Consider the following 24,008-nt stretch of genomic DNA (forward strand, 5'->3'; position numbering starts at 1 on the left):
CATCCCCAACGGGGATAATTATGGAGGAGCCGTATGCGATGACCCGCACGTACGGAACTGTGAGAGGCGCATGAGTAATTCATGCGCCTACTCTATTTTTGCCTTTGAATTCACTTCCAATCATATCAAGTCTATCTTTACCATGATTGTGTTAAAATGGTAAGAAAATGATAAGGGAGGAAACATTCTTGACAGTTACTACCAATCAAATTGAAAAAGACTTCCTTGATTATGTAAAAAAAATGAGTGCTTACAACGAAGCACTTGGTCTTATCTATTGGGATTTAAGAACAGGCGCACCAAAACAGGGTGTAGAGCAGCGTTCAGAAGTAATCGGTATTTTATCATCTGATGTATTTGCCATGTCTACATCGAAAGAAATGGCGTATTTTATTGAAGCACTATCAAATCAGAATCTAACAAATATGACAAAAAAGATCCTTGAAGAATGTCAAAAGGAATATGATCGAAATAAAAAAATTCCCGCGGACGAATATAAACAATATGTCATCCTTCAATCAAAAGCAGAAAATGTTTGGGAAGAGGCCAAAGCGAAGCAGGATTTTGAAATGTTTTTACCATATTTAGAAAAACTTGTTGAAACCACAAAACGGTTTATCCAATATTGGGGTTATGAAGGTAACAAATATAATACGTTACTAGATTTTTATGAACCAGGCATGACAGTTGAGGTTCTAGATCATGTATTTGACGATCTTCGAACTGAAATCATCCCACTTGTAAAAAAAATCTCGGGCACTAAAAATCCTCCTCAGACAAATTGTTTATTTAAGCAGTTTCCGAAAGAACGACAGCGAGAACTAAGTCTTCAAATCTTAAAGCAGATGGGCTATAACTTTCAAGCAGGCCGTTTGGATACAACGGTCCATCCTTTTGCCACCGGCCTTAATCCTGGGGATGTACGCATCACGACGAAATATGATGAGTTTGATTTCCGGACCGCAGTATTTGGCACGATTCATGAAGGCGGACATGCGTTGTATGAGCAAAATATTTCAAAAGAGCTGGTTGGAACGCCCCTATGTGACGGAACCTCCATGGGAATTCATGAATCACAGTCGTTATTTTATGAGAACTTTGTTGGGCGTCATTTTGCTTTTTGGAAAAATAATTATCCATTGCTAAAGCAACATGCAACAGGGCAGTTTGATCAGGTTACCTTGCTTGATTTTTACAGAGCTATTAACGAGTCAAAGCCTTCACTTATCCGAATCGAAGCGGATGAATTAACATATCCATTACATATCATGATTCGATATGAGATTGAAAAAGGATTATTTAACGATGAAATAAAAGTAAAGGATCTCCCGGAAATTTGGAATGATAAATATGAGGAGTACCTGGGAGTGCGGCCCGAACATGCCGGGGAAGGGGTTTTACAAGACGTTCACTGGGCAGGCGGTAGTTTTGGGTATTTTCCGTCTTATGCTTTAGGCTATATGTATGCGGCTCAATTTAAGCATCGACTTGTTCAAGATTTGCCAAACTTTGAGGAGCTTTTAGCTAGTGGTAACTTATTACCAATTCGTGAATGGTTTACGACTCACGTTCATCAATTCGGAAAGATGAAAAAACCCCTTGAAATCATACAGGATGTGACAGGTGAAAACTTAAATGCGAAATATTTGATTGATTATTTAAAAGAGAAATATAATCAAATCTATTCATTTTGACAAAAAAGTCTCTTCGGAAAATTCCGAAGAGACTTTTTTAAAGCAATCCCGAATTACCAAGGCTTATATCCTGGTGATCCTGGAGGTGAATTTTGAATGATATCTGTTAATGGTACAGTGTAAGCAAAGATGATTAATAATGCTGCTACACCAAGCCAAATTTTCCAGTTTTCAAATACTGCAGGTGTTGGATCAGCATTTTCGTTAACTTCACCCATTGGGAATTCTTGTTCACCTTTAGGTGCGAAGAACGCAAGACGAACGAAAATGTATACCATAAGAATGACTGAGATAAATAGGATGCTACCACCAACTGCTTGCGCAATTTGGTAAGGTACCCATTCAGCAGCTTGAGCTGAACCTGCATAATCAGAGAAAGCAGAACGACGTGGTGCACCTAGTAAACCAGCAGCATGCATACCACCTGACATGAATGTCATACCAACTGCCCAAAGCACACCTTGCAAGATACATAATTTATTCATAGCTTTAGTAAGAATGCGACCAGTTAAATGTGGTACTAACCAGTAAGCCACACCAAAGAATGTTAACGCAACAGCTGTTGCAACGGTTAAGTGGAAGTGACCTGTTACCCAAACAGTGTTGTGAACTACTTGGTTCATTTGGTGAGATGCGTTAACCATACCACCTGCACCGGCAGGGATGAAGGCTAGCATACCGATAAATGGTACGACGAAACGTGCATCGCCCCAAGGAAGCATTTTAACCCATCCAAATAATCCTTTTGATCCTTTTGAACGTCCAAAGGTTTCAAATGTTGCAAATAAAGAGAATGCTGTCATTAATGATGGAATAACTACTAAGAATGTTAATACTACTTGTAAGAACTTCCAAGCTGGGTCAATACCAGGTTCAGTTAACTGGTGGTGGAACCCTACTGGGAATGAGAATAAGATAAATAGTAAGAAAGATAGACGAGCTAATGAATCTGAAAAGATTTTTGCACCGATAACTTTTGGTATAACCACATACCATGCCATATAAGCAGGTAATAGCCAGAAATATACTAGCGGGTGACCGAAATACCAGAATAGTGTACGGCTAACTAAAACGTTTACAGTTGGCACTAATGATAATGACCAAGGTAATAATTGAATAAGAACTGTAGCAGCAACACCAATTGTTGCGATGAACCAAAGCATTGTATTGACTAATGACATATAAAGCATCAATGGACTTGTTTTGCCAGGATTTGCTTTACGCCATTTAACATATGTAGCACAAATTGCTGCACCGTCGATCCAGCTTCCCACAACAACGAGAGTTAAGCCGAGATAATAAAGCGGATGTGCTTGTAATGGTGCATAGAAAGTATATAGAACAGAAGCTTGATTTAATAAAACCATTACAGCAGCCATTGCTGTACCAATTGTCATAATCCAGAAACCAATCCAAGCAGTTCTACGAACTCCGGCTGAATATGTTCCGGAAGAATAGCTGGATGCGGCATGCTGGAAGCCCATGATAAAGAATGTTGTTAAAACAAGACCAAGTAATACACCATGTACAGTTAAAACCTGATAATATCCAATACCAGCAGGCAAAGTAAATTTACCTGAACGAACTAAAACCTGTAATAAACCAGCAAGACCACCAATTGCTAGAGCCGTAAAGGCAACATAGAAGTGAGCCATTGCTAATTTTGCATCGCGACGATCAACCTTTAACACTGATGAAATATTCATTATTGAACCACCTCGATTTGCGAAGTCATCATGTGATGACCTGAGCCACAGTATTCATTACATAAAATTGTGAATACACCAGTTTTGTTGAATGTTGCCACATATTCACTGATGAATCCAGGCTCAACCATCATATTAACGTTTGTTCCTGCTACTTCAAAACCGTGAATAACGTCCTTGGTCGTTACCATTACTTTCACTTTTGATCCTTTTGGAATTTGAACAGCACCTGGATTATAGTTGAACATTGATGCTACGATTACTAATTCGTAATCCCACTCTTTTCCTTCAACTTTGTGTAATCCTGGTTTATCAAACGGTTTAGTTGTATCAACTTTTGCTGGGTCAATTGTATTCAAGCAGCTAGGTGGCTGATTCCCCAAATAAAAAGCGCTTACTCCAATTACTGATAGGAATACAATTAACATTGCAATACCGAATGTAAGCCAGACTTTTTCAAACTTATGGATATGCATGGCTTTATTTCCCCTCTCCCTCTTCTACTACAAACGTGTTACATACATGAAATAAACTCCGGCCCAAGTACCGATCAGGACTAACGCGACTAAGAAAACGGAAACTAATGTACCTTTTAATTGTGATTCTTCTTCATGTTTAATTGGAGCATTAGTTTTATTTCCAAGTTCCGTTTTCGCCATATCCGCTCACTCCCCTCTTCACAATTTTGAAATAATTAATGATTACACTTACATCATACCGAACAATAGAGAATATTCCATATAGTTTGAACGAGTTCACAAAATGTTCAATACTAAAGTAAACACCATGATAATAGTGTAAAGTTGATATAATAGTGATTTATATCACTTGAATTTAGAAGAAACTGTGAATAAAGTGTGAACTAAATGTGAAAAACCTGTCCGATTTTGGAAGAATGTGAAATGTTTTCTAGTGGTATACAAAGTTGAAATTACTGCCAATTAATAAATGTGACGAAAAACCTTGTAATGGGGGAAAAAACGTGTTCATTTTTCGGGGAAAATGAAAACACGAACAATTCTATGTTTTTTTAAATAAACGTTTGGTTTTTTGTTTACAAAACGATATTATCTCGATATAATATCTCCATATAATTAAATAGATTACAACACTCATATAATCGTGGGGATATGGCCCGCAAGTTTCTACCGGATTTCCGTAAAAAGTCCGACTATGAGTGAGTCATACAACCAGGACCGTTGATGTTGGTCTTATTTATTTATTTGTATCTAAATCTAAAGGTTGGACTCACTTATATTTTGAGTGAGCTTCCTTTAGGTTTTTTTTTATTCCAAAATAAAATATTAGTGGAGGATTACAGTGGAAAAACTAAAGCAAAAAATCTTACAAGAGGGAATGATTCTTTCCGAATCGGTTTTAAAGGTAGATTCTTTTTTAAACCATCAAATCGATCCAGAACTAATGATGGAACTTGGTGTTGAATTTGCCAACCGATTCAGGGGAGATAGGATTACTAAGATTTTGACAATTGAATCCTCCGGAATTGCTCCAGCAGTTATGACTGCTTTGAAACTGGAGGTACCCGTTGTGTTTGCGCGGAAGCGGAAATCCTTAACTCTGGCTGGAGACCTGCTCACGAGTGAAGTACATTCTTTTACAAAACAAGAAACGAATGAAATCTCAGTTTCAGCAAGATATTTATTGGAAGGAGATCGAGTGTTAATCATTGATGATTTTCTTGCCAATGGTCAAGCAGCATTAGGTTTGGCTGAAATAGCTAAACAGGCAAAATGTGAAGTTGTTGGTTTTGGCATCGTCATTGAAAAATCATTTCAAAAAGGTGGCGAGCTCCTCAGAAATCTTGGATATCGAGTAGAATCCTTGGCTGAGCTACACTCGTTAACAAATGGGCAAGTTACATTTAATAAGAAGAATGTAGAGGAGATAGTATCATGAAACAGCAACCAATGAAAATTGCCTCACTGGCACTTCAACACGTTCTAGCAATGTATGCAGGGGCAATTATTGTTCCGTTAATCGTTGGAGGTGCAATCGGTTTAACCGGTGAAAAGTTAACTTACTTAGTATCAATTGATATTTTAATGTGCGGGATTGCAACGATTCTTCAGGTTTGGCGTAATCGTTTTTTCGGGATTGGATTACCGGTTATGCTTGGATGTACGTTTACAGCGGTAGGACCTATGATTGCAATTGGTAGCCAGTACGGTATTTCTGCTATTTATGGTTCAATTATTATTTCTGGATTGGTTGTTGTTATTATTGCGAAATTCTTTGGGAAGTTGGCGCGCTTTTTCCCACCAGTTGTAACAGGTTCTGTTGTGGTGATTATCGGAATCACACTTATTCCAGTTGCGATGAATAATATGGCCGGTGGTCAGGGCAGTAGCGATTTTGGTTCCTATGAGAATCTTGTTATGGCATTTGGGACTCTTGGATTCATTCTCCTTCTATATAAATTTGCTAAAGGCTTTATCCGTTCTATTTCTATTTTAGTTGGACTTGTTTTTGGAACGATTGTTGCTCTTATAATGGGTAAGGTTGATTTTTCTGCGGTAAGTGATGCCTCTTGGTTGCACTTGCCACAAATGTTTTATTTTGGCACACCTAGTTTTGAAATCACACCAATATTGACGATGACACTTGTGGCATTAGTAAGTTTAGTAGAGTCTACTGGCGTTTATTTTGCACTTTCGGATATTTGTAAACAAAAACTATCGGATCAGGATTTAACAAATGGTTATCGAGCTGAGGGGATGGCAATTGTACTTGGTGGCTTGTTTAACGCATTCCCTTATACTACTTATTCACAGAATGTCGGACTTTTACAGCTTTCGGGTGTAAAAAGTAAAAATGTAATTTTTGTTGCAGGTGGGTTTCTAGTCATGCTGGGATTGGTGCCGAAAATTGGTGCGTTAACAACTGTGATCCCAACTCCAGTCCTTGGTGGGGCTATGGTTGCAATGTTTGGAATGGTAATTGCTTACGGAATTAAAATGTTAAGCGCTGTTGATTTTGCTTCACAGGAAAATTTATTGATCATTGCATGTTCGGTTGGGATGGGACTTGGTGTTACTGCAGTTCCTGATTTATTTGCCAAATTACCTGAGAACGTACAAATTTTAACCGACAACGGAATTGTTGCAGGCAGTTTAATGGCGATTATGTTGAATGTTGTTTTTAACGTGTTAAAATCAAACAAACATGAATATAAGCTTACTCATATTTCGAAGCAAAAAGTCGTTTAATATTCTACCTTCATTTGTCACGAAATGGTTTGAAACGAATATAAATAACAAACCGTATATTTGACTGGATGTGGACTTTGATATGGAAAAATATTACTGTGATGAATGCCGTTTATTATATGATGAAATGATAGTTTGTGATGTATGTGGTGTTTTGGCAGAAAAGAAAATCATTATTGAGGTACAAAATCAATTTGGCACAAACACGAGGCGTAACTAATTAATTGGCAATGTTTACATCGTGACCAATCGGTGTAAGCGGCTTATAATAAGAGTGCACAACAACTTCTTCAAAACGTCCTTGCTTCCTTCATGCTGAGGGAAGCTTTTTTTGTTCGTTTACATATGAAAAGTTTCGAAAAATTAAAAACAGTATTGAAAATGGTTATCAGTCATGTTATCATAATGATTGAAAATGATTATCATTAACATTCACCAAAAGGTGGTGCTACATATGTTAACTGTTTTAATTGGTTCAACGGTTGTTGTCTACTCTATTGTCGTAAAGCATGTACTTAATCACGTGGCAAAACCCTCCCAAATTAAATAACAATCATAAATTGCTTGGGTCATTAGACTCAGGCCTTTGTTTTTTTCTGCCAAATACTTTTTTGTAGGAAAAGTTAGAAAAATCGGATAAAATAGTAGGATATAGAATAATTGGGGGACAAGGGGAATTATTATGGTACAAATTATCGAACAAAAGGAGCAATCTTTACTTGGGAAGATTGCGGTGTTGTACGACCTTTTTAAACAAAATCAAGATGAACAAACAGCTCATCGTGCTGAGCAGCTAGCTAAAAAGCTAAGTAAACAGGAATTTTCAATTGCGTTTTGCGGTCACTTTTCCGCAGGTAAATCAACTATGATAAATCGTCTTGTTGGTGAAAATCTTCTACCTTCAAGCCCGATACCAACAAGTGCTAATCTCGTAAAGGTTAAAACGGGTGATGAATATGCAAAAGTTATCTTTAAAAAAGGGAAACCTCGAGTTTATTTAGCACCATATGATTATGAAAAGGTTAAGACATATTGTAAAGATGGCGATGAAATTGAAGCAGTCGAAATTAGCCATCAAAGTTCAAGTCTTCCAAACAACGTCATCATCATGGACACACCGGGGATTGATTCTACTGATGATGCCCACCGTATTGCAACCGAGTCAGCACTTCATCTGGCCGATCTCATTTTTTATGTAATGGATTATAATCATGTCCAATCCGAAGTAAACTTCCTATTTACTAAAGAACTAACACAAGCAGGCAAGCAATTATGCCTAGTAATTAATCAAGTCGATAAACATCGTGATGAGGAGCTGAGTTTCGACGGCTTCCAAGAAAGTGTCGAGCAGTCGTTTGCATCCTGGGGAGTAAGACCAGAACATATTTTATACACATCACTGAAGTTTCCAGAAAATCAACACAATCAATTTCCTGAATTACAGGAATTGCTTCATGAAAAGATTAGCCATCGTGAAGAAATTCTACCAGTCACTATTTTACATTCATTAATTAAATTAACAAACGATCACATAAAAATCATTAAAGAGCAGGATGAAGCATCAATTGCTGCACTCGAAGATAAATTAACAGATATCACTGAAACAGAACGTTTAGGGCTAAAGGAAAGAATAGATCAAATTGAAAAAGTACTTGAGCAGTTACATGCGCAAGTTGAGCAAAAAAGTCAGGATATTAACGATGAAGTGGATGAAATCCTTGATAATGCCTATATCATGCCGTTTCAAACACGTGAGCTTGCAAAGCAATACATTGAATCTTGTCAAACGAACTTCAAAGTAGGGTTATTTTTTGCTAAAAACAAAACTGAACAAGAGCGAACTCAAAGACGTGAGAGCTTGTATGTTGAGCTTGCTGACCGTGTCAAATCACAAGTGGAATGGCATTTACGCCAATTGGCATTGAGGATATTAAAAGACAATAATGCCGAAAAGCCAGAGTTGATGGAAGCTGCCCAATCCATAAGCGTCGCGTTTTCTTATGAATTATTAGAAAGTAATCTTAAGCCAGGGGCGATGCTTTCTGGAGAGTATGTTTTAAACTATACAAACGATGTTGTCAATTCTATCAAAAGATTGTCAAGAAATTCTATGTCTACGTGGAAAGAGTTATACTTACAAGAACTTAAACGAAAAAATGCGATTGCCATGGCTGACGTTAATCAAGAATTGGAGCAACTAAAAGAATGGCAAATTGCTGTTGATCAATTAACTGCCATGTTTGATCGTCACGAGCAGTCACAGCAAACAATTCATTCAGCACTTAATGAAGAATTGGATTTCACGAAATACAAGAACTTAGCTGAAAGTTTAGCAGCGGCTCTTGAAGAAGACGTAGAAATTATTCGGGATTCACTTCAAAATAAAGAAATAGAAGAAACTAAGCCTGAAGCAAATGCAGCAGTGGAGGAACAACAAGATACATCAACACAAGTTGTGTCCAAAGACCAAATTGAGCGCATTGTCTCACATTTGCGACTTTCTGCTAACAAAGTTAAATCAGTCCCAGGACTCGAAAAAGTTTCTGTTGAGTTAAAACATCGTGCTGATCGACTTGAAAGTCAGCAATTTACTGTGGCCTTATTTGGTGCTTTTAGTGCTGGTAAATCATCGTTTGCGAATGCCTTAATCGGTGAAAAGATTTTACCAGTATCTCCAAACCCAACTACGGCTGCAATCAATCGTATTAAGCCTATCGATGCTAATCATCACCATGGAACGGTGTTAGTTAAGCTGAAGAATCCAGATACATTGTTAGATGATGTTAGACGCTCGCTTGAAGTATTTGATTCTGGTGCAAGAGATTTTGCTGATGCATTGAAGTCAATTGTTAAGATTTTAGGTTCAGAAGAACATTTAGATGCCTATAGTAAGGTTCACTACGCCTTCTTAAGAGCGTTTAATAACGGTTATGCGAATTATGAAGCGAGCCTAGGCCAGATCATTGAAACAGATTTAACTGAATTCCGAGATTTTGTTGCCATGGAAGAAAAGTCTTGTTTGGTTGAATGGATTGATGTGTACTACGATTGTCCACTCACGAAGGAAGGAATTACCCTTGTTGATACACCAGGGGCCGATTCAATCAATGCACGTCATACAAATGTTGCTTTTGAATATATAAAATCGTCTGATGCGATTTTATTTGTCACTTATTATAATCATGCATTCTCGAAAGCAGACCGAGAATTCTTAATCCAATTAGGACGTGTAAAAGACACCTTTGAGCTAGATAAGATGTTCTTTATTATCAATGCCATTGATTTAGCGAATAGTGATGAAGAAATGGCTCAGGTAATCGATTATGTGAAGGACCAATTGGTTAGCTATGGAATCAGAAAGCCTAGTATGTTTGCCATTTCTAGTCTTTTAGCGATTCAGGAAAAAATGGGTCAACTTGACTCGAATAAATCACGGATTAATATCTTTGAAAAGGCATTTTACCACTTTATTTCTGGAGATTTAAAGGAAATGGTTGTCGATGCTGCGAAAGCTGAGCATGCTCGGACGGTTCAAATACTGCAGCAAATGATTTCATCTGCCCAGGAAGATAAGTCGGTTAAAGAACGAAAACGCTTAGCAGCAATTTCTGAGCATGAGGAAGTTCACAGCTTCATTCAGCAGCAAAATGCTGATTTCATGAAAAAACGATTAGTACAAGAAGCAGATGAACTTCTTTACTATATTAAACAAAGGGTATTCTTCCGATTTGGCGACTTTTTCAAGGAATCTTTTAGCCCGGCAGTACTGAAGGAAGATGGCCGGAATATCAAGAAAACACTGCAACATTGCTTACATGAGTTGATAGAGGCTATTGGGTATGATTTTACACAGGAAATTAGAGCAACGACATTAAGATTAGAGGCATATATCAATAAGCTCTTAAAAGAGCGTTCTCAGCAGCTGGCATCAGAGCTTAAGGAAAGAAATCAAAATTTATCCTTCAGTTTGTTTGAACCGGAAAAATTGGATGGTTTACAGGTTGAACTTGCCTTCCAAGCACTTGATTTGAAGCTGTTTCAAAAGGCACTAACCTATTATAAAAATGCCAAAGCATTCTTTGAGAAAAATGAGAAAAAATTGATGCAGGAGGAATTGGAGAGAGTCCTTCAAGATCCGTCTGAACAATATTTGCAAGTTGAAGGAGAACAAGCTAAAGCGTACTATCTACAAGCGCTTGAAGTGGAAACTGTTAAATTAATCGACCATATTACGGTGCAAATAGATGAATATTATAAAGGAATCATTGCCTCTCTCAGCGATGAATTCCCAATTGAAGAGCTTCTTGAAATTGAAAAAGAGATTCGTGATATTCATTAAGTAAATTGTAACAAATGAAACATTCGTAGAAGTGACAGGTGAGGAGTATGGCAAATCGGTTTCATGCATGTGCGACATGTATTCATTTTCGTACTGAAAAGTTGTCTTCAGGAATGAATTATCATTGCAGCAGGCTGGGTTATCCAACCCAGCCTCATTATCGGTTTCAATGTTGGAAACCAAAGGAAAACGTGCAGCGTTTGCTGGAAAAAGAAGACAAGCTTAAAGGTTAACTTGCAATGTGTAAAGGTCATAGGAACATCACCATAAACTTTACCATTCTGCACAAGGTAGCAAACGTGTTATAATGACACTGTTACTCAATTTTGGAGGTACCTAATACATGCAAACTAACAGTAAACCAGACTTAATGCTTGTCGATGGAATGGCTTTATTATTTCGCGCATACTTTGCAACAGCCGTGACAGGACAATTTATGATTAATTCAAAAGGATTACCAACCAATGCAATCAATGGATTCGTTAAACATTTTCTAACTGCTGTATCAAAATTTAAACCATCCCACGTTGCTGTTTGCTGGGATATGGGAAGCAAAACATTTAGAACAGAAATGTTCCCTGAATACAAAGCAAATCGGCAAGAAGCTCCAGTTGAACTAATACCACAATTTGATTTAGTAAAAGACGTCGTGGCTTCTTTTGATATCCCAAATATCGGTATTCCTGGATTTGAGGCTGATGATTGTATTGGAACAATTGCGAAAAACATGAGTAATGAAGCTAACGTCCACATTTTAACAGGTGACCAGGATATTCTGCAGCTTCTTGATGATCATATATTCGTTATATTACTAAAAAAGGGCTTTGGAAATTACCTCGTTCATACGAAGGATACTTTCTTTGAGGAAAAAGGGATTACCCCAAGACAGATGATTGATTTAAAAGCGCTAATGGGTGACCCAAGCGATAACTATCCTGGCGTAAAGGGAATTGGCGAAAAAACAGCATTAAAACTTCTCACACAATTTGACGACGTTGAAGGAATAGTAGCCAATCTTCATCAAATATCTAAATCTCAAAAATCGAAAATAGAGCAGGATTTAGACATGCTTTATTTAAGCAGAAAGTTAGCAGAGATTAAATGTGATGTTCCATTAACCCACAATTTAAATGAGGCACGACTTAAGATTGACCATGAGAAAGTCTCCACGAAATTTGACGAACTAGAAATGCGCGGACTCCATCGCTTTCTTAATTTTGATGAACAATTCGCTGGATAAAATAATAACAACTGCTACGAAGCTTATTGAGTGTTCCAATTCACTCAATAAGCTTTTTTTATTTATTTTCATAAACAGTGGATGTTTGTGAGCTAAACAGAAATTTCACAATAAACGTAGCGCACCTATAGGCACTTAAACGCATATAGTACCGATAAGATATGAAAAGGGATAGAAGGGTGTTATCAAATGCCATCAGTTGTTATCAATTTACATTATTTAAAAATCAATAGTATCTCGGGTAATGGATCCATCACGATAGGCGAAGCATCATATAATAGTCCTACTTCCAATACCAAATCTCAAGGTATGAACGCATCATATGGTGATACCTCTCCGACAGAGGCCGTAATGGAAAACTTACTAAATGATCCGGATGTGAACGATCAAACTTCAATTGGCACAAATGATAATGCTTATATGAATGCACAGGAGCCACTGTTACCGCCAATACCACCACCACCATTACCACCAATCTAGGTAAAAGGAGGGATTTTTGTATGCCATATCAAATTAATATATTTAGTTTGAAAGTCAATGGAGCTAATCAAAACGGAAATATTGATATTGGTCCAACTGTGCATAACAGTCATACTGCCAATAGCAAGTTCATTGGGGCTAATATTTCCTTAGGTGATTTTTCACCGTCAACTGCTGTACTAAACTCAAGTCAATGGGATGCAGATGTAAGTGATCAGGATCAAATAGGCAATCCATCCATGCCAATCGCCAACCAATTATAAAGGGGGATAGCAATGGATATCGAAAAAATTCGAAAATGGCTGGAAATTACAAACGAATATAAAAAAACCGATTTTTGGACTCGTGTGCTTGAACAAAAATATCCAGATATGTTTCCAATCGAAAATAAGTACCAACCAAGGTTAGATATATATCAAAATGAATATTACAATTTTATTATTGTCGAGCTACCAGGTGTAAATCAGGAGGAGTTGTCACTTAACTTAATTTCTCATACACAATTAAAAATAAGCGGAAAAATTCAACCATTGCTAGCGTTAGAAAAAGAAATAAAACGGGAAATGGTCTATGGGGATTTTGAACGTATAATTGATCTTCCCGAAGCTACACATGCACAGTATATGCATATTCAAATGAATAATGGTTTGCTTCAGATATCATACCCCCGGAATGTTGAGCCAATCAGCTTCATTTGATTATTTCAATACAAAAAAATGAAAAAGGGCTGATGTGTCCCTTTTTCATTCCCATTTATCATCTTTGCAATAATACACACCTAAATGGAGAAATCACTAAAACTAAGGTATTGGCAATAAGTCTACCTCATTATTGAAATCTTCATAAAATTGGATTTGGTTTATCGGATGAATTTCTCCGTTGTATACCTCAAACACTCTCCACAAATTACCATCTTGATTTGCTGGCACATAAAATGTATTTAGAAGGCTATTTCCGTTATACACCTCAACTTTTGCCCCTGAATTTGACAACGCCTGATCATTAATTTCTTCATTAGTATATTTGTGAACTCCATAGACATAGGTACCAGTAGAAATATGTTTAATTATAGTCACTGTTTCAGGTCCAAATGAATCAGTATCATCTTGGTCAAGATAAACTTCATTCTGTGCATCTGTATAATTATCGTTACTATAATAAACAACAAAACGATTTCCATCTGCTGTAGGTCCGTTCAGGTGAGAGTCTAAATCTTCCGGTTGTCCGTCCCAAGTTAGCACCACTCGAAGTCCTTCTCCAAATACTGGCGAAATGGCAGTATTTTGGTCACCTACGATTTGTTCTCCAATTACTTGAATAATTTTTGTGGTTGTAATGAAGCCTTCACCACTAATTTCAATTGTATATATTCCTTCAGGAAGTACAACCTCATAATACCCGTCGGCATTGGTAGTTAATGTTTGTAATACTTCACCAGTTGTGTTATTTTCACCAGCACGGAATTTAAGTGTGAGACCATCAACAAATTCTCCATCAATCGCATTTGAAATGGTTCCTGAAACTGTTCCCGGAGCTGGTGGTTCTTCCATTGTAGCCTCTACAGTAGTCGTAACAACATATTCTTTATTGTTGACGACCAGTTTATGAGAGAAGGAAGCAGTAGCTATTTGAGACTCTGTTGCTGGTTGAGCATTAACGGCTGAAGAAGAAGGAAGAAGTAACGCTAATATGAATAAAGCTGTTAATTCATTTTTTATACTCTTTCTCTTAAGACCTCGAATACCAACGGTTAGGATTCCAGCTGAAAAAACTAACAGTACATAGAAACCAAGAAGGTTTGTGTCATCCCCGGTTGTAGGTGCAGTACTGCTTGCTGTAGCGGTAATAGGGATTGGTTTTACGACCGTATTATCTACATTGGTTGGTGGAGGCGTAACTGGGTTTTCCACTTTTTGAATTAATGCTTTAAATTCTAAGTTGGCATTGCTGGTAGGATTGATTTTTTCCAGGTTCCAGATAACCTTGTTTCCTTCGACTGTTGTTTCTGGGCTAGTTACTTTTAATCCCTCAGGAATCGTACTAGTTACAACGATATTTTTTGCGATTAAATTTGATGTGTTGGTTACACTGAGTTTATAGGTGACTTCATCACCTTCGTTGTATGTTTGCTTATCTGTTGTAACGTTGATTTGCAAAACTGAATCTTCAGCAAAAGTTGTTTGTGAGATGAGAAAACAAAATAAAAATGAAAGTAGAACTATTAACTTGATTCGAAATTTCATTTTACATTTCTCCCCTTTTTTAATTTTGCATGAATAATCAATCGTCTATCGTCATTGCTCTTTGTGCAAGTAGACAATGTAAGAAGGGTATCGTCCTCCTTAATCTCAGTTTTGGATTGGATGATAGATCTATTTTCAATTGTTTTAAGGAAGGCTGTAAAATCGGAATTATTTTCAAAGTGCGTTTTCATCCAATCAACTTTGGTGGTTTCATAGACAGAAAATATTTCCCAAATGTATGTATGATCATTGAGGTTTTTAATTGTTACATTCTTATGCTTTTCAAAGAAGTCTTGGTCGAGGTAGTTTTGCAGACTGCCAAACATGCTTTTGTCCTTCATGTTGTGTCCGTAGATGATGGTATTCTTGTCGAGGGTTCCACTTGAATTTTGAGAATCCATAAAGATTGCTCCAGCAAAATCAGTGTCTTGATAAAAATTATGTGTCAGATAGAATTCGTTATCGCCTCCTTTAACAATTGGGTAGTTGACGGTCGTTTCCGAGATGTCAATCCAGCCAACGTAATCCTTGTTAATTTTTTGCAGTTCGTCGTGAGTATTTTGAGGCGATGATGCTTTGGCGGATTTTTCGTAAATTTCTCGGAGTCCATCGTATTTACTGGCTGATTCATGATATTCGTTAAGTTGGTTAGAAATAGAATAAATTGAGTAAGTTACACCAGTACAGCCAATAAACGTGATTAAAATCAAAAACATTTTTCTAAAAATTAAAATCACCTCCTTAAAAAGATAGAAGTAATTTTCAAATAATGACTTTCCTAGTAATTAATTATAAACTTCTATTTTTCTTATTCAAGAGTTATCTTCGGATAACAACAGGTCGGATAGGTGAATATTCCGATTTTTCCGATTCATTACTTTTGTGATTTTTGCACAGCAATAAAATATGTGGCATATATATGCCTGTAGTGGAAGTAACGGAGGTAATGTTTACATGAATATGAATCATCAAAACAACCTGAAAGTGAATAATGAGTACCCTGTATATAATGGTGATCTAGGATTGCATGAAATATTGCATAAAGGAATGAAAAGAAAAGCTGCTGCGATTGATTTTTATACACGCTTAGTTGATTACGCCCCAAATCAATCCCATTGTGATGACATTCTTCAGATTTTAGAAGATGAAAAAGCTCATTTTCACCAACTGGACCATCTTTATCGCACAATAACTGGACATCAAGTAAATGTCCAAATAGATCCAATTCCTTTCCAAACGTACCAGGAAGGTCTGAAAATTGGATATAAGGAAAAAATCAAACAGTACCAAGGTGATCGAAATACCTGTTACTCAGCTCATAATTCCCAAGTAGGTGACGTTCTCCTTTATATTTGTCTTGATGAAATCGAACATGCAAAACGATTGGAAATGTTAAAATATTCAATTGATGGTAGACAACTACAACTAAGAGATTATGGACCAAATCCATTCGTTGTGAATATTAACGAAGTTACTAAGGAAAATCACAACTTTCGGACAGCGTTGTGGACTGGACAGCATTTGCAAGTGACTTTGATGAGCATCGGTGTGGGCGAGGATATTGGTTTAGAAATTCATCCAAACTTGGACCAATTCTTGAGAATTGAACAGGGGCAAGGTATTGTTCAGATGGGACCTCGTAAAAATCAGCTGAACTACCGAAAAACTGTCCGTGATGATTTTGCGATTATGGTGCCAGCAGGAACTTGGCATAATGTGATCAACACAGGTAATATTCCTTTGAAGTTATATTCTATTTATGCACCACCACAACATCCTAAGGGTACTGTTCACAAAACAAAGTCTGATGCGATGGCCGCAGAAGCCCATCACCATCATCGTTAGTTCATTTATGCTCTCGAATAAAACTGCCGAAAATAATTGTCGGCAGTTTTTTATTGTTTAGGCTGTGTTAAACACGAATGTTGATTTCCGCTGCAGGCACTTCGCTTTCCGCAGGGCTAGTTGGGAGCCTCCTCGGCGCATTCGCGCCTGTGGGGTCTCCCATACAAGCTACTCCTGCAGGAGTCTTCGTGCCTTCCGCTCCAATCAGCTTGTGAAATATCAATACTTAGCTTTAACACAGCCATTATTTAAATCTCCGATTTGCAGGCGCCTTGCGCGTTTTTTATCGCTTTGTATTTGATTTTTTCGCTTTATTTTCCAGTTGGCTTTTTGGTTCTTCAGAAAACTCAGCATCTTGTCCATAGCCTTGCGGATTGACACCTGGAGCTTTTGTTCCACGATTTTTATGTCTTTGTCTACCCAATTCATTCACCTCCAACCCTTGGAATGGTAATAACTAAACATACCTATACTGTACCCATTCAGAATAAAACCACTCCTATTTCATCACAATAAAACCGAGGTGAACATAATGAATAAAGGTGTAATCATTGCATTAATAAGCATGGGACTGGCCCAAGCTATCAAGATACCGCTGCATTATCAAAAAACAGGGAAATGGAAACCGGAAATATTTTTCCAAACCGGTGGTATGCCTAGTTCACACTCTGCAGGTGTGACGTCACTAACAACGTATATTGCCTTAAAACGAGGATTTCCCACAATTGATTTTGCATTGTCGCTTATATATGGATTAATTGTCATGTACGATGCTCAAGGTGTCAGAAGGCAAGCAGGTGAATTAACCTTGAAAGTGAACGACTTGAATGAACTTGTTGATAAAATTAATCAAGATAAAAGTGTAAAATTTACAGAAAAGCCACCGCAAAAACTAAAAGAGGTACTTGGACATGAACCAGAAGAAGTGATTGGTGGTGCAGTATTTGGCGTCCTAACAGGTGCGTTAGGTTATCTCTTAGGAAAAAACGATAGAAAAATGTCGAAATTTAAGCTATGATAAATAGGTATTTAGTTGCAGGGAGAGGGTTGGTCGAGTCAGTGCAAACGGTAGATGAATACATTAGCTTCTTGAAGGGAAAGGGTTTTCAATTCCAAGAGGATGCGATTGGTTTTATTAATTTTGGTCAGCATTATACGAGCTCCTCTGATGAATTAGTGATTACAGCGATTGAATTAACATTAAAAGCCCAACGGCAGTTTGAGGGCAGTTTTTTCATCTCGCTGTTAGAAACATTTTCCGCAAATGAAGTGAAGACAAGAAAAGAAGCGATTCTTTTTGTGAAAGAAAATGAATTAATTGCGATATAAAAAGGCTGACATTGTCAGCCTTTTGTCTGTCATGCAGTCCTCTTCCGCTTGTTATACCTAAACATTCTCCTCATCGGCAATTCAGCAAAAATCATTCCAATAAAAATACAAAAACATCCCAATATCGCGCTGCCATAGAGGCGTTCACCACCCCAGAAAAAAGCGGTTATAGCGGCAAACACTGGTTCAAGTGCAAAGATTAAGGCAACATGGGTTGCTGTTGTATATTTTTGAAAAGCTGTTTGGGCAAAAAATGCAAGCGCAGTAGCAAAAATTGCTGTAACCAAGAGGGCGATCATCACATCACTTTTAAAAATAATAGCCGGCTGCAATGCTTTTTGCCAATCTTCAAACAAAAATGCGGAAATCAGGAAAAAAATTGAAACAGTGGTAATTTGCACCACGCTTAATAGTAAAGTAGGATTAGAAGAGCTATATTTACCAGTGACAATTATTTGTAACGCAAAACTTACTGCACACAGAAGTACAAGAAAGTCGCCAATATTCAAACTTGTCGAATCAACCATTGTTAACAAATATAAGCCCAATGTCGCTAAAATGACGCCGAATAGGGCATTTGCTTGTGGTCTTTGCTTTAGTAGAACGACTGAAAACATTGGTACCAGTACTACTGATAGACCGGTAATAAATCCGGCATTTGATGAGGTTGTATATAATAACCCGATTGTTTGCGTTGCATAACCTAAGAATAGCCAAAAGCCCATACTGACTCCAGCTAGCAAAAGCTTGCGGTTAAAATAGGCCAATTGTTCCCGCTGAAATAAATAAAGTGCAGTACCAAGGATAATGGCAGCTATAAAAAACCGAATTCCATTAAAGGCTAACGGGGGCAAGAATGAAATGGCATTTTGCACGATTACAAAGGTTGCTCCCCAAACGAGGGCAACAAACATCAGGCAAAGATCTGCATACATTGATTTTCTCATGAAACCACTCCGAAAATTGGATTGTCATATAATGATATCTTTATGATTAAGGCAATTATTCCTGTACATTCTTTCTAATTGCAGACCGAGCTAGTTCATCAGCCTGGCGGTTTTGTGCAGACGGGATCCATTTCATGAAAAATAAATCGAACTGCTTTGAAAGCTTTAGTGCTGTTTCCAATAATGGAGCATAATGCTCGTTTTTCACAAATTCCTTTTCGACCGCTCGATTGACGAGTTCAGAATCGGTTCGAAACGAAACCACCTTATATCCATTCGCAATACATATTTCTAATGCTTGAATAAAGGCTTGAAATTCAGCCTCATGATTGCTCATTATTCCAAGTGGAATAGCGAATTTTAGGGCGACACTATTTCCTTTTATAAATATTCCTGCACCACTTGGACCAGGGTTCCCGGCACTTGCTCCATCGATATAGATTTCATACAATGTAATTTTCCTCCAATTAAGCGTAAACTAATGGTAAGTGTATCATAAAAAGTTGACTATCAGGTAAAGGAATGCTTTGATATTTGTTATTTTACAATAGAAATAGAAGGAAGGGGATTATAAATGAAATACAAACTTGAATGGAAATATAAGGGGAAGGGAATTCCAACAGTTCAATTTGACTCGGAGCTATTAGATGGGGAAATTGCTTTACAGGTTGGGGAGGAGTTAGAAAAGTCTGGAAAGGCTGTTGATATTACCTTTTATGATGAAATGGGAACAGATTGGAATTTAAAACAATTGCGAAAATTATTAACAGAAGCAGAAGAAGAAGCGAATGATATATTGGTTTATTTTGACGGTGGTTTCCAAAAAGAAACCAATCGAGCTGGTCTCGGTGTGGTGATATACTATCATCAAGGGAAAAAGAAGTACCGAATCCGTGTTAATGAGATATTTGATGAAATGGAAACAAATAACGAAGCGGAATATGCTGCTTTTTATTATGCATTAAATATATTAGAAGAAATGGGCGTTCATCGTTTACCTTGTGAATTTAAAGGTGATTCACAAGTGGTTTTAAAGCAACTTGAAGGTGAATGGCCGTGCTATGAGGAAGACTTAAATCGCTGGCTTGATCGGATCGAACAAAAGATTGCGAAATTAGCAATCAAACCAAAATACACTCCGATACCGCGTAATGAAAATAAAGAGGCAGATAAGTTAGCGTCACAGGCTTTAGAGGGTAAAATGGTCCAAAGCAAAATGCAAATCATCTAATTCTCCTTGAAAGGAATGAACTTTTTGATGCGAAAGCAACTATTTCAAGAGGTAGAGCAGCTGATGAAACACTACTGCGATGGCTGTTTTCTGCATGAACATATAAAAACGAATCAAGGGAGAAGAAAGGCCCACCGTTTTTGTATAAAGGAATGTACGGTTGGTGAAAAAATCAAAAGTTATGGGAATAGACTTTCATAATTGGGGATAAAATTGGACAAGAAAAGGCTGGCAAGCGCCAGCCTTGTGTATTTTTATTATTAATAGTTCTTTAAAGTTTAACCACGTTTGCCGCTTGTGGCCCGCGGTTACCTTCAACGATTTCGAAAGATACTTCTTGGCCTTCTTCTAATGCTTTGTAGCCTTCGCCTTGAATAGCTGAATAGTGTACGAAAACATCTTCTCCACCTTCAACTTCGATAAAACCATAGCCTTTTTCATTGTTGAACCATTTTACTTTACCGTTTTGCATAATTCGATATCCTCCTAAGCCTTTCAAGACACAAGCTAGTGTCCAAGATAAATATTATCATAGAACGGAATTATTCACGGTTTATTTTTACAAAACCGGGAATTAATTCAGTTGATGATGTTATTAATATACATGAGAATATAGCTTCAGTCAAGAGATGTAAACGCTTTAAATGCTGTTGTGACAACATCGGACAAAATATTTACTGAAAATAAAGAAAAATCAGATTTTAAATTCAAGGCTTGCATAGTATAATAAAAAAATAGGAAGGTTGTTCCATTTTAATAGGAATTTTCTCAACAGTGCAACCAATATTACAGCTTGCATTTAGAAAAAGATCAAAAAAGGTAGTTATTGATCTATGAGGGTGAGGGGTTTTATGTTTCGGATATCAATCGAAGAAGAAAAATGGATTGTTCGCTTTTCGCCACATCTATCAATTGAGAAGGAAGAAAGAGAGGCGATAATTGCTCCATTACTACAAATAGGAAGCGCCCTGGATAAATATGGCCATGGGGACTCGTTTGTCATCATGAATGAAAAAATTGGCATGATTGTTTGCAGGGTTGAGAAAATTCCTTCGCTCATCTTAATCATTTCAGCTGTTGTACCAAAGGAGAATTGGTATGTCCAACAAAACCAAACGATCCAAAAGTACAATTAATAGCTGAGCTAAACACGTAAAACCAGCAGAATACGGCTGGTTTTTTTATGTTTTAGAAAAAATTTTTCATTAACTAATAAAATGATTAACTCCAATCGCATATAAATCATACTATACAGAAAAAGTTGCGTGAGGTAAAAAAAATAGACTGGGGGAAATAGTTGTGGATAATTTAAAGATACTCAATCTATATGAAGCCGATAAAGGGGATCTTATCCGCATAGATAACTTGTCCATCGATGGTGTCATGCGTAGGAGATTATTAGACTTGGGTTTTGTACCAGGAGCCATTGTTGAGGTGCAACGAAAAAGCCCGCTTGGCGATCCGACCGCGTACAGGGTGAGCAACACCATCATTGCCTTAAGAATGGAAGAAAGTCAAAAAATTTTCGGGGAGTTGGTAATTGATGGGGACTAACTTCAAGATTGCACTTGCCGGAAATCCAAACACAGGTAAGAGCACTTTATTCAATTTATTAACCGGGTTAAAACAGCATACTGGAAACTGGGCAGGAAAAACTGTTGAACTAAAAGAAGGGCATTTTCATTATAAGAATGTTCGCTATAGCTTAATTGATTTACCAGGAACTTATTCCCTGTTTTCTAACTCGCTAGACGAGGAAGTAGCTCGTAACTATATTGTCTTTGAAAAACCGAATATTACCATTGTGGTTGTAGATGCAACTGCACTAGAACGAAATTTGAACCTAGTCCTTCAAGTGCTCGAAATGACCAGGAATGTTATCGTCTGTATCAATCTAATCGATGAAGCTGAAATTCGCGGCATCCACATTAATGAAAATAAGCTGATGACAAGGCTGGGAGTTCCAGTCATTAAAATATCTGCCCGAAATAAAGTCGGGATCAACATTCTACTTGATACTATTGATCGGTTAATTTCTGGTGCCATTACCTGTACACCTAATCTATTAACATATGATGATGAAACGGAACTGAAAATAAACAAACTAGAGCGGGAGATTAACGCAATTTTAGCTAATCAGTATCCAACCCGTTGGCTTGCGCTGCGCTTACTTGATGGTGATATAAACGTAATTGAAGAAATGAAAAATCGGCTTTTGGAGAGAAGTGGAGGTGCTCGTTTTGAATTATCAAAGCCCCGACCAAATTGAAACAAGTTTAACAAATCTACTTCAACTAGCAAGTGAACTTTCTACAGAAGATATGCGTGACCGATTTGTTGAAGTGATATTTCACAAAAGTAAACAGTTAACTAATGAAATTGTTATCTATAAAGGACAACGAGTAGATACAAAATCTGAAAAACTTGATGCAATTTTTACATCACCAATTTGGGGCTTTCCGATTATGTTATCGATGCTGGGAGTCTTGTTCTATTTAACGATTGCAGGTGCAAATGTCCCTTCTTCGCTGCTTGCTCAATTCTTTGGTTGGGTTGAAGGATATATTAGCCTTGCTTTGACTTCAATCGGTACTCCAGACTGGGTGAATGGTCTATTTGTACTCGGATTCTACCGTGGGACCACTTGGGTCATTAGTGTGATGCTGCCACCGATGGCAATTTTTTTTCCGGCATTTGCTTTGCTGGAGAATTACGGATATTTACCGCGAGTGGCTTTTAATCTTGATCGCTTGTTTAAACGGGTAGGTGCCCACGGTAAGCAATCGTTAACAATGGCGATGGGATTTGGATGTAATGCAGCAGCAGTTATGTCTACTCGGATTATCGAATCACCGCGAGAGCGGATGTTAGCTATCATCACTAACAATTTTGTACCTTGCAATGGCCGCTGGGGAACGCTCATTATCTTATCATCGCTGTTTATGGCAGCGGGCTTTACTGGAGGAGCCTCGGTGCTTGTTACGACATCCGTTGTTGTTGCGATGGTCTTATTTGGAATTTTCGTAACTTTTGTTGTTTCTTGGATTCTCTCAAAAACTTTATTAAAAGGTGTACCATCGCACTATACTCTCGAACTTCCACCCTATCGTAAGCCGAAAATTTTTGATACAGTCATTAGGGCATCATTAAATCGTTCGCTGTCTGTATTGGTTCGAGCGGTTAAGGTAGCTGCACCTGCGGGAATTTTGACTTGGGTTTTAGCTAATATTGATGTCGGTGGTCAAAGTTTAATTTTATACATGGTGAATTTCTTAGACCCATTTGGCCAGGCGCTTGGTCTGGATGGATATATTATGATGGCTTTTATTCTTGGCTTACCTGCAAACGAAATTGTCCTACCTATTTTACTTATGGGGTATTTATCGACGGGTGCCATGATTGAAGTAGACGGAATCAGTGATTTAAAGCAGATTTTTATCGAACATGGTTGGACTTGGCTAACAGCCTTGAATATGATGTTGTTTTCACTACTGCATTTTCCATGTGGCACAACTTTGATCAATGTTTATAAAGAAACGAAAAATCTAAAATGGACGTTCGCCTCTTTTCTTATACCAACGATTATCGCGATTCTTGTTACGTTTTTGATTGCTGAGACTGCCAAAATATTTGGGTGGGTGTAAAAGGAAAAGATTTCATCTTCTCTTCAGTCAAAAGTAAATGGCGGGATGAGAAGATTTTTTTTGAGCACCTCATTTTAAAAAAA

General features: G+C 37.5%; 26 protein-coding genes, 1 pseudogene and 1 riboswitch. Of the genes and pseudogenes, 18 read left to right on the forward strand and 9 right to left on the reverse strand.

Annotation, left to right across the window (positions count from 1 at the left end):
• The first annotated feature begins 188 nt into the window (after positions 1-188).
• Positions 189-1,694, forward strand: coding sequence for a carboxypeptidase M32 (locus tag HHO41_RS19405; RefSeq protein ID WP_211171240.1), 1,506 nt, complete (start codon positions 189-191; stop codon positions 1,692-1,694).
• Between the two features lie 53 nt (positions 1,695-1,747).
• On the opposite strand, the gene HHO41_RS19410 is transcribed toward HHO41_RS19405, so the two are convergent.
• From HHO41_RS19410 to HHO41_RS19420, 3 genes are read right to left on the reverse strand one after another with little or no spacing between them, the layout of a single operon-like run.
• Positions 1,748-3,400, reverse strand: coding sequence for a b(o/a)3-type cytochrome-c oxidase subunit 1 (locus HHO41_RS19410; protein WP_211171241.1), 1,653 nt, complete (start codon positions 3,398-3,400; stop codon positions 1,748-1,750).
• Positions 3,400-3,876, reverse strand: coding sequence for a cytochrome c oxidase subunit II (locus tag HHO41_RS19415; RefSeq protein WP_169101804.1), 477 nt, complete (start codon positions 3,874-3,876; stop codon positions 3,400-3,402). Before HHO41_RS19415 ends, HHO41_RS19410 begins: the two co-directional genes overlap by 1 nt.
• Before the next feature lie 27 nt (positions 3,877-3,903).
• Positions 3,904-4,059 (reverse strand): cytochrome c oxidase subunit 2A, encoded by a 156-nt coding sequence (locus HHO41_RS19420; protein WP_169101806.1) that lies wholly within the window; start codon positions 4,057-4,059, stop codon positions 3,904-3,906.
• Between the two features lie 433 nt (positions 4,060-4,492).
• A riboswitch (purine riboswitch) is annotated at positions 4,493-4,594 on the forward strand.
• A 126-nt stretch (positions 4,595-4,720) separates the two neighbouring features.
• Here HHO41_RS19420 and HHO41_RS19425 point away from each other — a divergent pair.
• The 8 genes from HHO41_RS19425 (at position 4,721) to HHO41_RS19460 (ending at position 13,384) form a co-directional block, all read left to right on the forward strand.
• Complete coding sequence (locus HHO41_RS19425; RefSeq protein WP_169101808.1) at positions 4,721-5,317, forward strand: xanthine phosphoribosyltransferase; 597 nt, start codon at positions 4,721-4,723, stop codon at positions 5,315-5,317.
• Positions 5,314-6,627, forward strand: a complete 1,314-nt coding sequence (locus HHO41_RS19430) for a nucleobase:cation symporter-2 family protein (RefSeq protein WP_169101810.1) — start codon at positions 5,314-5,316, stop codon at positions 6,625-6,627. Before HHO41_RS19425 ends, HHO41_RS19430 begins: the two co-directional genes overlap by 4 nt.
• Positions 6,628-7,309: 682 nt before the next feature.
• Positions 7,310-10,966: a dynamin family protein gene (locus tag HHO41_RS19435; protein ID WP_169101812.1), complete on the forward strand. Its 3,657-nt coding sequence runs from the start codon at positions 7,310-7,312 to the stop codon at positions 10,964-10,966.
• Between the two features lie 47 nt (positions 10,967-11,013).
• Positions 11,014-11,199, forward strand: coding sequence for a hypothetical protein (locus HHO41_RS19440; RefSeq protein ID WP_169101814.1), 186 nt, complete (start codon positions 11,014-11,016; stop codon positions 11,197-11,199).
• Between the two features lie 110 nt (positions 11,200-11,309).
• Positions 11,310-12,206: a 5'-3' exonuclease gene (locus HHO41_RS19445; protein ID WP_169101816.1), complete on the forward strand. Its 897-nt coding sequence runs from the start codon at positions 11,310-11,312 to the stop codon at positions 12,204-12,206.
• Between the two features lie 189 nt (positions 12,207-12,395).
• Complete coding sequence (locus HHO41_RS19450) at positions 12,396-12,686, forward strand: spore germination protein (protein ID WP_169101818.1); 291 nt, start codon at positions 12,396-12,398, stop codon at positions 12,684-12,686.
• Positions 12,687-12,706: 20 nt separating this feature from the next.
• Entirely contained in the window at positions 12,707-12,949 is a 243-nt protein-coding gene (locus HHO41_RS19455; RefSeq protein ID WP_169101820.1) for a spore germination protein, read from the forward strand.
• A 12-nt stretch (positions 12,950-12,961) separates the two neighbouring features.
• Positions 12,962-13,384 carry an Hsp20/alpha crystallin family protein gene (locus HHO41_RS19460; RefSeq protein WP_169101822.1) on the forward strand — a complete coding sequence of 141 codons (423 nt, stop codon included), beginning with the start codon at positions 12,962-12,964 and terminating at the stop codon, positions 13,382-13,384.
• 102 nt (positions 13,385-13,486) lie between these two features.
• On the opposite strand, the gene HHO41_RS19465 is transcribed toward HHO41_RS19460, so the two are convergent.
• Together HHO41_RS19465 and srtB are read right to left on the reverse strand one after the other, a co-directional pair.
• Positions 13,487-14,929, reverse strand: a complete 1,443-nt coding sequence (locus tag HHO41_RS19465; RefSeq protein ID WP_169101824.1) for a carboxypeptidase regulatory-like domain-containing protein — start codon at positions 14,927-14,929, stop codon at positions 13,487-13,489.
• Positions 14,926-15,639: a class B sortase gene (gene srtB, locus HHO41_RS19470; RefSeq protein ID WP_169101826.1), complete on the reverse strand. Its 714-nt coding sequence runs from the start codon at positions 15,637-15,639 to the stop codon at positions 14,926-14,928. The genes HHO41_RS19465 and srtB overlap by 4 nt, the downstream gene beginning before the upstream one ends.
• A gap of 703 nt (positions 15,640-16,342) precedes the next feature.
• Here srtB and HHO41_RS22820 point away from each other — a divergent pair.
• Positions 16,343-16,774 (forward strand): annotated as a pseudogene (locus tag HHO41_RS22820) (cupin domain-containing protein); the annotation flags it as partial.
• 283 nt (positions 16,775-17,057) lie between these two features.
• Here HHO41_RS22820 and sspL read toward each other — a convergent pair.
• Positions 17,058-17,198 carry a small, acid-soluble spore protein L gene (sspL, locus tag HHO41_RS19485; protein ID WP_169101828.1) on the reverse strand — a complete coding sequence of 47 codons (141 nt, stop codon included), beginning with the start codon at positions 17,196-17,198 and terminating at the stop codon, positions 17,058-17,060.
• A gap of 108 nt (positions 17,199-17,306) precedes the next feature.
• Between sspL and HHO41_RS19490 the strand changes: the two genes are divergently transcribed.
• Together HHO41_RS19490 and HHO41_RS19495 are read left to right on the forward strand one after the other, a co-directional pair.
• The gene (locus tag HHO41_RS19490; RefSeq protein WP_169101830.1) at positions 17,307-17,792 is read left to right on the forward strand and encodes a divergent PAP2 family protein; all 486 of its coding nucleotides are present in this window, start codon (positions 17,307-17,309) and stop codon (positions 17,790-17,792) included.
• 29 nt (positions 17,793-17,821) lie between these two features.
• Positions 17,822-18,103, forward strand: coding sequence for a DUF6123 family protein (locus HHO41_RS19495; RefSeq protein ID WP_248278546.1), 282 nt, complete (start codon positions 17,822-17,824; stop codon positions 18,101-18,103).
• A gap of 29 nt (positions 18,104-18,132) precedes the next feature.
• On the opposite strand, the gene HHO41_RS19500 is transcribed toward HHO41_RS19495, so the two are convergent.
• Positions 18,133-19,050, reverse strand: coding sequence for a DMT family transporter (locus tag HHO41_RS19500; protein ID WP_169101832.1), 918 nt, complete (start codon positions 19,048-19,050; stop codon positions 18,133-18,135).
• Between the two features lie 55 nt (positions 19,051-19,105).
• On the reverse strand, positions 19,106-19,501 hold the full coding sequence (locus tag HHO41_RS19505; protein ID WP_169101834.1) for a reverse transcriptase-like protein: 396 nt from the start codon (positions 19,499-19,501) through the stop codon (positions 19,106-19,108).
• Between the two features lie 123 nt (positions 19,502-19,624).
• Between HHO41_RS19505 and HHO41_RS19510 the strand changes: the two genes are divergently transcribed.
• Positions 19,625-20,281: a reverse transcriptase-like protein gene (locus HHO41_RS19510; protein ID WP_169101836.1), complete on the forward strand. Its 657-nt coding sequence runs from the start codon at positions 19,625-19,627 to the stop codon at positions 20,279-20,281.
• 15 nt (positions 20,282-20,296) lie between these two features.
• A complete protein-coding gene (locus tag HHO41_RS19515; protein WP_481747106.1) occupies positions 20,297-20,482 on the forward strand; it encodes a zinc-finger domain-containing protein in 186 nt (61 codons plus the stop codon).
• Positions 20,483-20,552: 70 nt separating this feature from the next.
• Here the strand turns inward: HHO41_RS19515 and cspD are convergent, their stop codons facing one another.
• Entirely contained in the window at positions 20,553-20,753 is a 201-nt protein-coding gene (gene cspD / locus HHO41_RS19520; protein ID WP_169101840.1) for a cold-shock protein CspD, read from the reverse strand.
• Between the two features lie 379 nt (positions 20,754-21,132).
• Here cspD and HHO41_RS19525 point away from each other — a divergent pair, with 379 nt between their 5' ends.
• The 4 genes from HHO41_RS19525 to HHO41_RS19540 all read left to right on the forward strand — a co-directional run bounded on the left by HHO41_RS19525 (position 21,133) and on the right by HHO41_RS19540 (position 23,925).
• Positions 21,133-21,417, forward strand: coding sequence for a hypothetical protein (locus tag HHO41_RS19525; protein ID WP_169101842.1), 285 nt, complete (start codon positions 21,133-21,135; stop codon positions 21,415-21,417).
• Positions 21,418-21,580: 163 nt separating this feature from the next.
• Positions 21,581-21,835, forward strand: coding sequence for a FeoA domain-containing protein (locus tag HHO41_RS19530; RefSeq protein WP_169101844.1), 255 nt, complete (start codon positions 21,581-21,583; stop codon positions 21,833-21,835).
• The gene (locus HHO41_RS19535) at positions 21,825-22,550 is read left to right on the forward strand and encodes a FeoB small GTPase domain-containing protein (protein WP_169101846.1); all 726 of its coding nucleotides are present in this window, start codon (positions 21,825-21,827) and stop codon (positions 22,548-22,550) included. The genes HHO41_RS19530 and HHO41_RS19535 overlap by 11 nt, the downstream gene beginning before the upstream one ends.
• A complete protein-coding gene (locus tag HHO41_RS19540) occupies positions 22,522-23,925 on the forward strand; it encodes a nucleoside recognition domain-containing protein (RefSeq protein ID WP_248278547.1) in 1,404 nt (467 codons plus the stop codon). The genes HHO41_RS19535 and HHO41_RS19540 overlap by 29 nt, the downstream gene beginning before the upstream one ends.
• Positions 23,926-24,008 lie beyond the last annotated feature (83 nt).

It is taken from the genome of Bacillus sp. DNRA2, assembly GCF_012843265.1.
GTDB lineage: Bacteria > Bacillota > Bacilli > Bacillales > Cytobacillaceae > Bacillus_BU.

What these genes read in the sequence shown, in the direction of transcription:
- HHO41_RS19410 (WP_211171241.1), bottom strand. Translation starts at nt 3,400, where the DNA reads ATGAATATTTCATCAGTGTTAAAGGTTGATCGTCGCGATGCAAAATTA.
- HHO41_RS19415 (WP_169101804.1), bottom strand. Translation starts at nt 3,876, where the DNA reads ATGCATATCCATAAGTTTGAAAAAGTCTGGCTTACATTCGGTATTGCA.
- HHO41_RS19420 (WP_169101806.1), bottom strand. Translation starts at nt 4,059, where the DNA reads ATGGCGAAAACGGAACTTGGAAATAAAACTAATGCTCCAATTAAACAT.
- HHO41_RS19430 (WP_169101810.1), top strand. Translation starts at nt 5,314, where the DNA reads ATGAAACAGCAACCAATGAAAATTGCCTCACTGGCACTTCAACACGTT.
- HHO41_RS19435 (WP_169101812.1), top strand. Translation starts at nt 7,310, where the DNA reads ATGGTACAAATTATCGAACAAAAGGAGCAATCTTTACTTGGGAAGATT.
- HHO41_RS19440 (WP_169101814.1), top strand. Translation starts at nt 11,014, where the DNA reads ATGGCAAATCGGTTTCATGCATGTGCGACATGTATTCATTTTCGTACT.
- HHO41_RS19445 (WP_169101816.1), top strand. Translation starts at nt 11,310, where the DNA reads ATGCAAACTAACAGTAAACCAGACTTAATGCTTGTCGATGGAATGGCT.
- HHO41_RS19450 (WP_169101818.1), top strand. Translation starts at nt 12,396, where the DNA reads ATGCCATCAGTTGTTATCAATTTACATTATTTAAAAATCAATAGTATC.
- HHO41_RS19455 (WP_169101820.1), top strand. Translation starts at nt 12,707, where the DNA reads ATGCCATATCAAATTAATATATTTAGTTTGAAAGTCAATGGAGCTAAT.
- HHO41_RS19460 (WP_169101822.1), top strand. Translation starts at nt 12,962, where the DNA reads ATGGATATCGAAAAAATTCGAAAATGGCTGGAAATTACAAACGAATAT.
- HHO41_RS19465 (WP_169101824.1), bottom strand. Translation starts at nt 14,929, where the DNA reads ATGAAATTTCGAATCAAGTTAATAGTTCTACTTTCATTTTTATTTTGT.
- HHO41_RS19490 (WP_169101830.1), top strand. Translation starts at nt 17,307, where the DNA reads ATGAATAAAGGTGTAATCATTGCATTAATAAGCATGGGACTGGCCCAA.
- HHO41_RS19500 (WP_169101832.1), bottom strand. Translation starts at nt 19,050, where the DNA reads ATGAGAAAATCAATGTATGCAGATCTTTGCCTGATGTTTGTTGCCCTC.
- HHO41_RS19510 (WP_169101836.1), top strand. Translation starts at nt 19,625, where the DNA reads ATGAAATACAAACTTGAATGGAAATATAAGGGGAAGGGAATTCCAACA.
- HHO41_RS19515 (WP_481747106.1), top strand. Translation starts at nt 20,297, where the DNA reads ATGAACTTTTTGATGCGAAAGCAACTATTTCAAGAGGTAGAGCAGCTG.
- cspD (WP_169101840.1), bottom strand. Translation starts at nt 20,753, where the DNA reads ATGCAAAACGGTAAAGTAAAATGGTTCAACAATGAAAAAGGCTATGGT.
- HHO41_RS19525 (WP_169101842.1), top strand. Translation starts at nt 21,133, where the DNA reads ATGTTTCGGATATCAATCGAAGAAGAAAAATGGATTGTTCGCTTTTCG.
- HHO41_RS19535 (WP_169101846.1), top strand. Translation starts at nt 21,825, where the DNA reads ATGGGGACTAACTTCAAGATTGCACTTGCCGGAAATCCAAACACAGGT.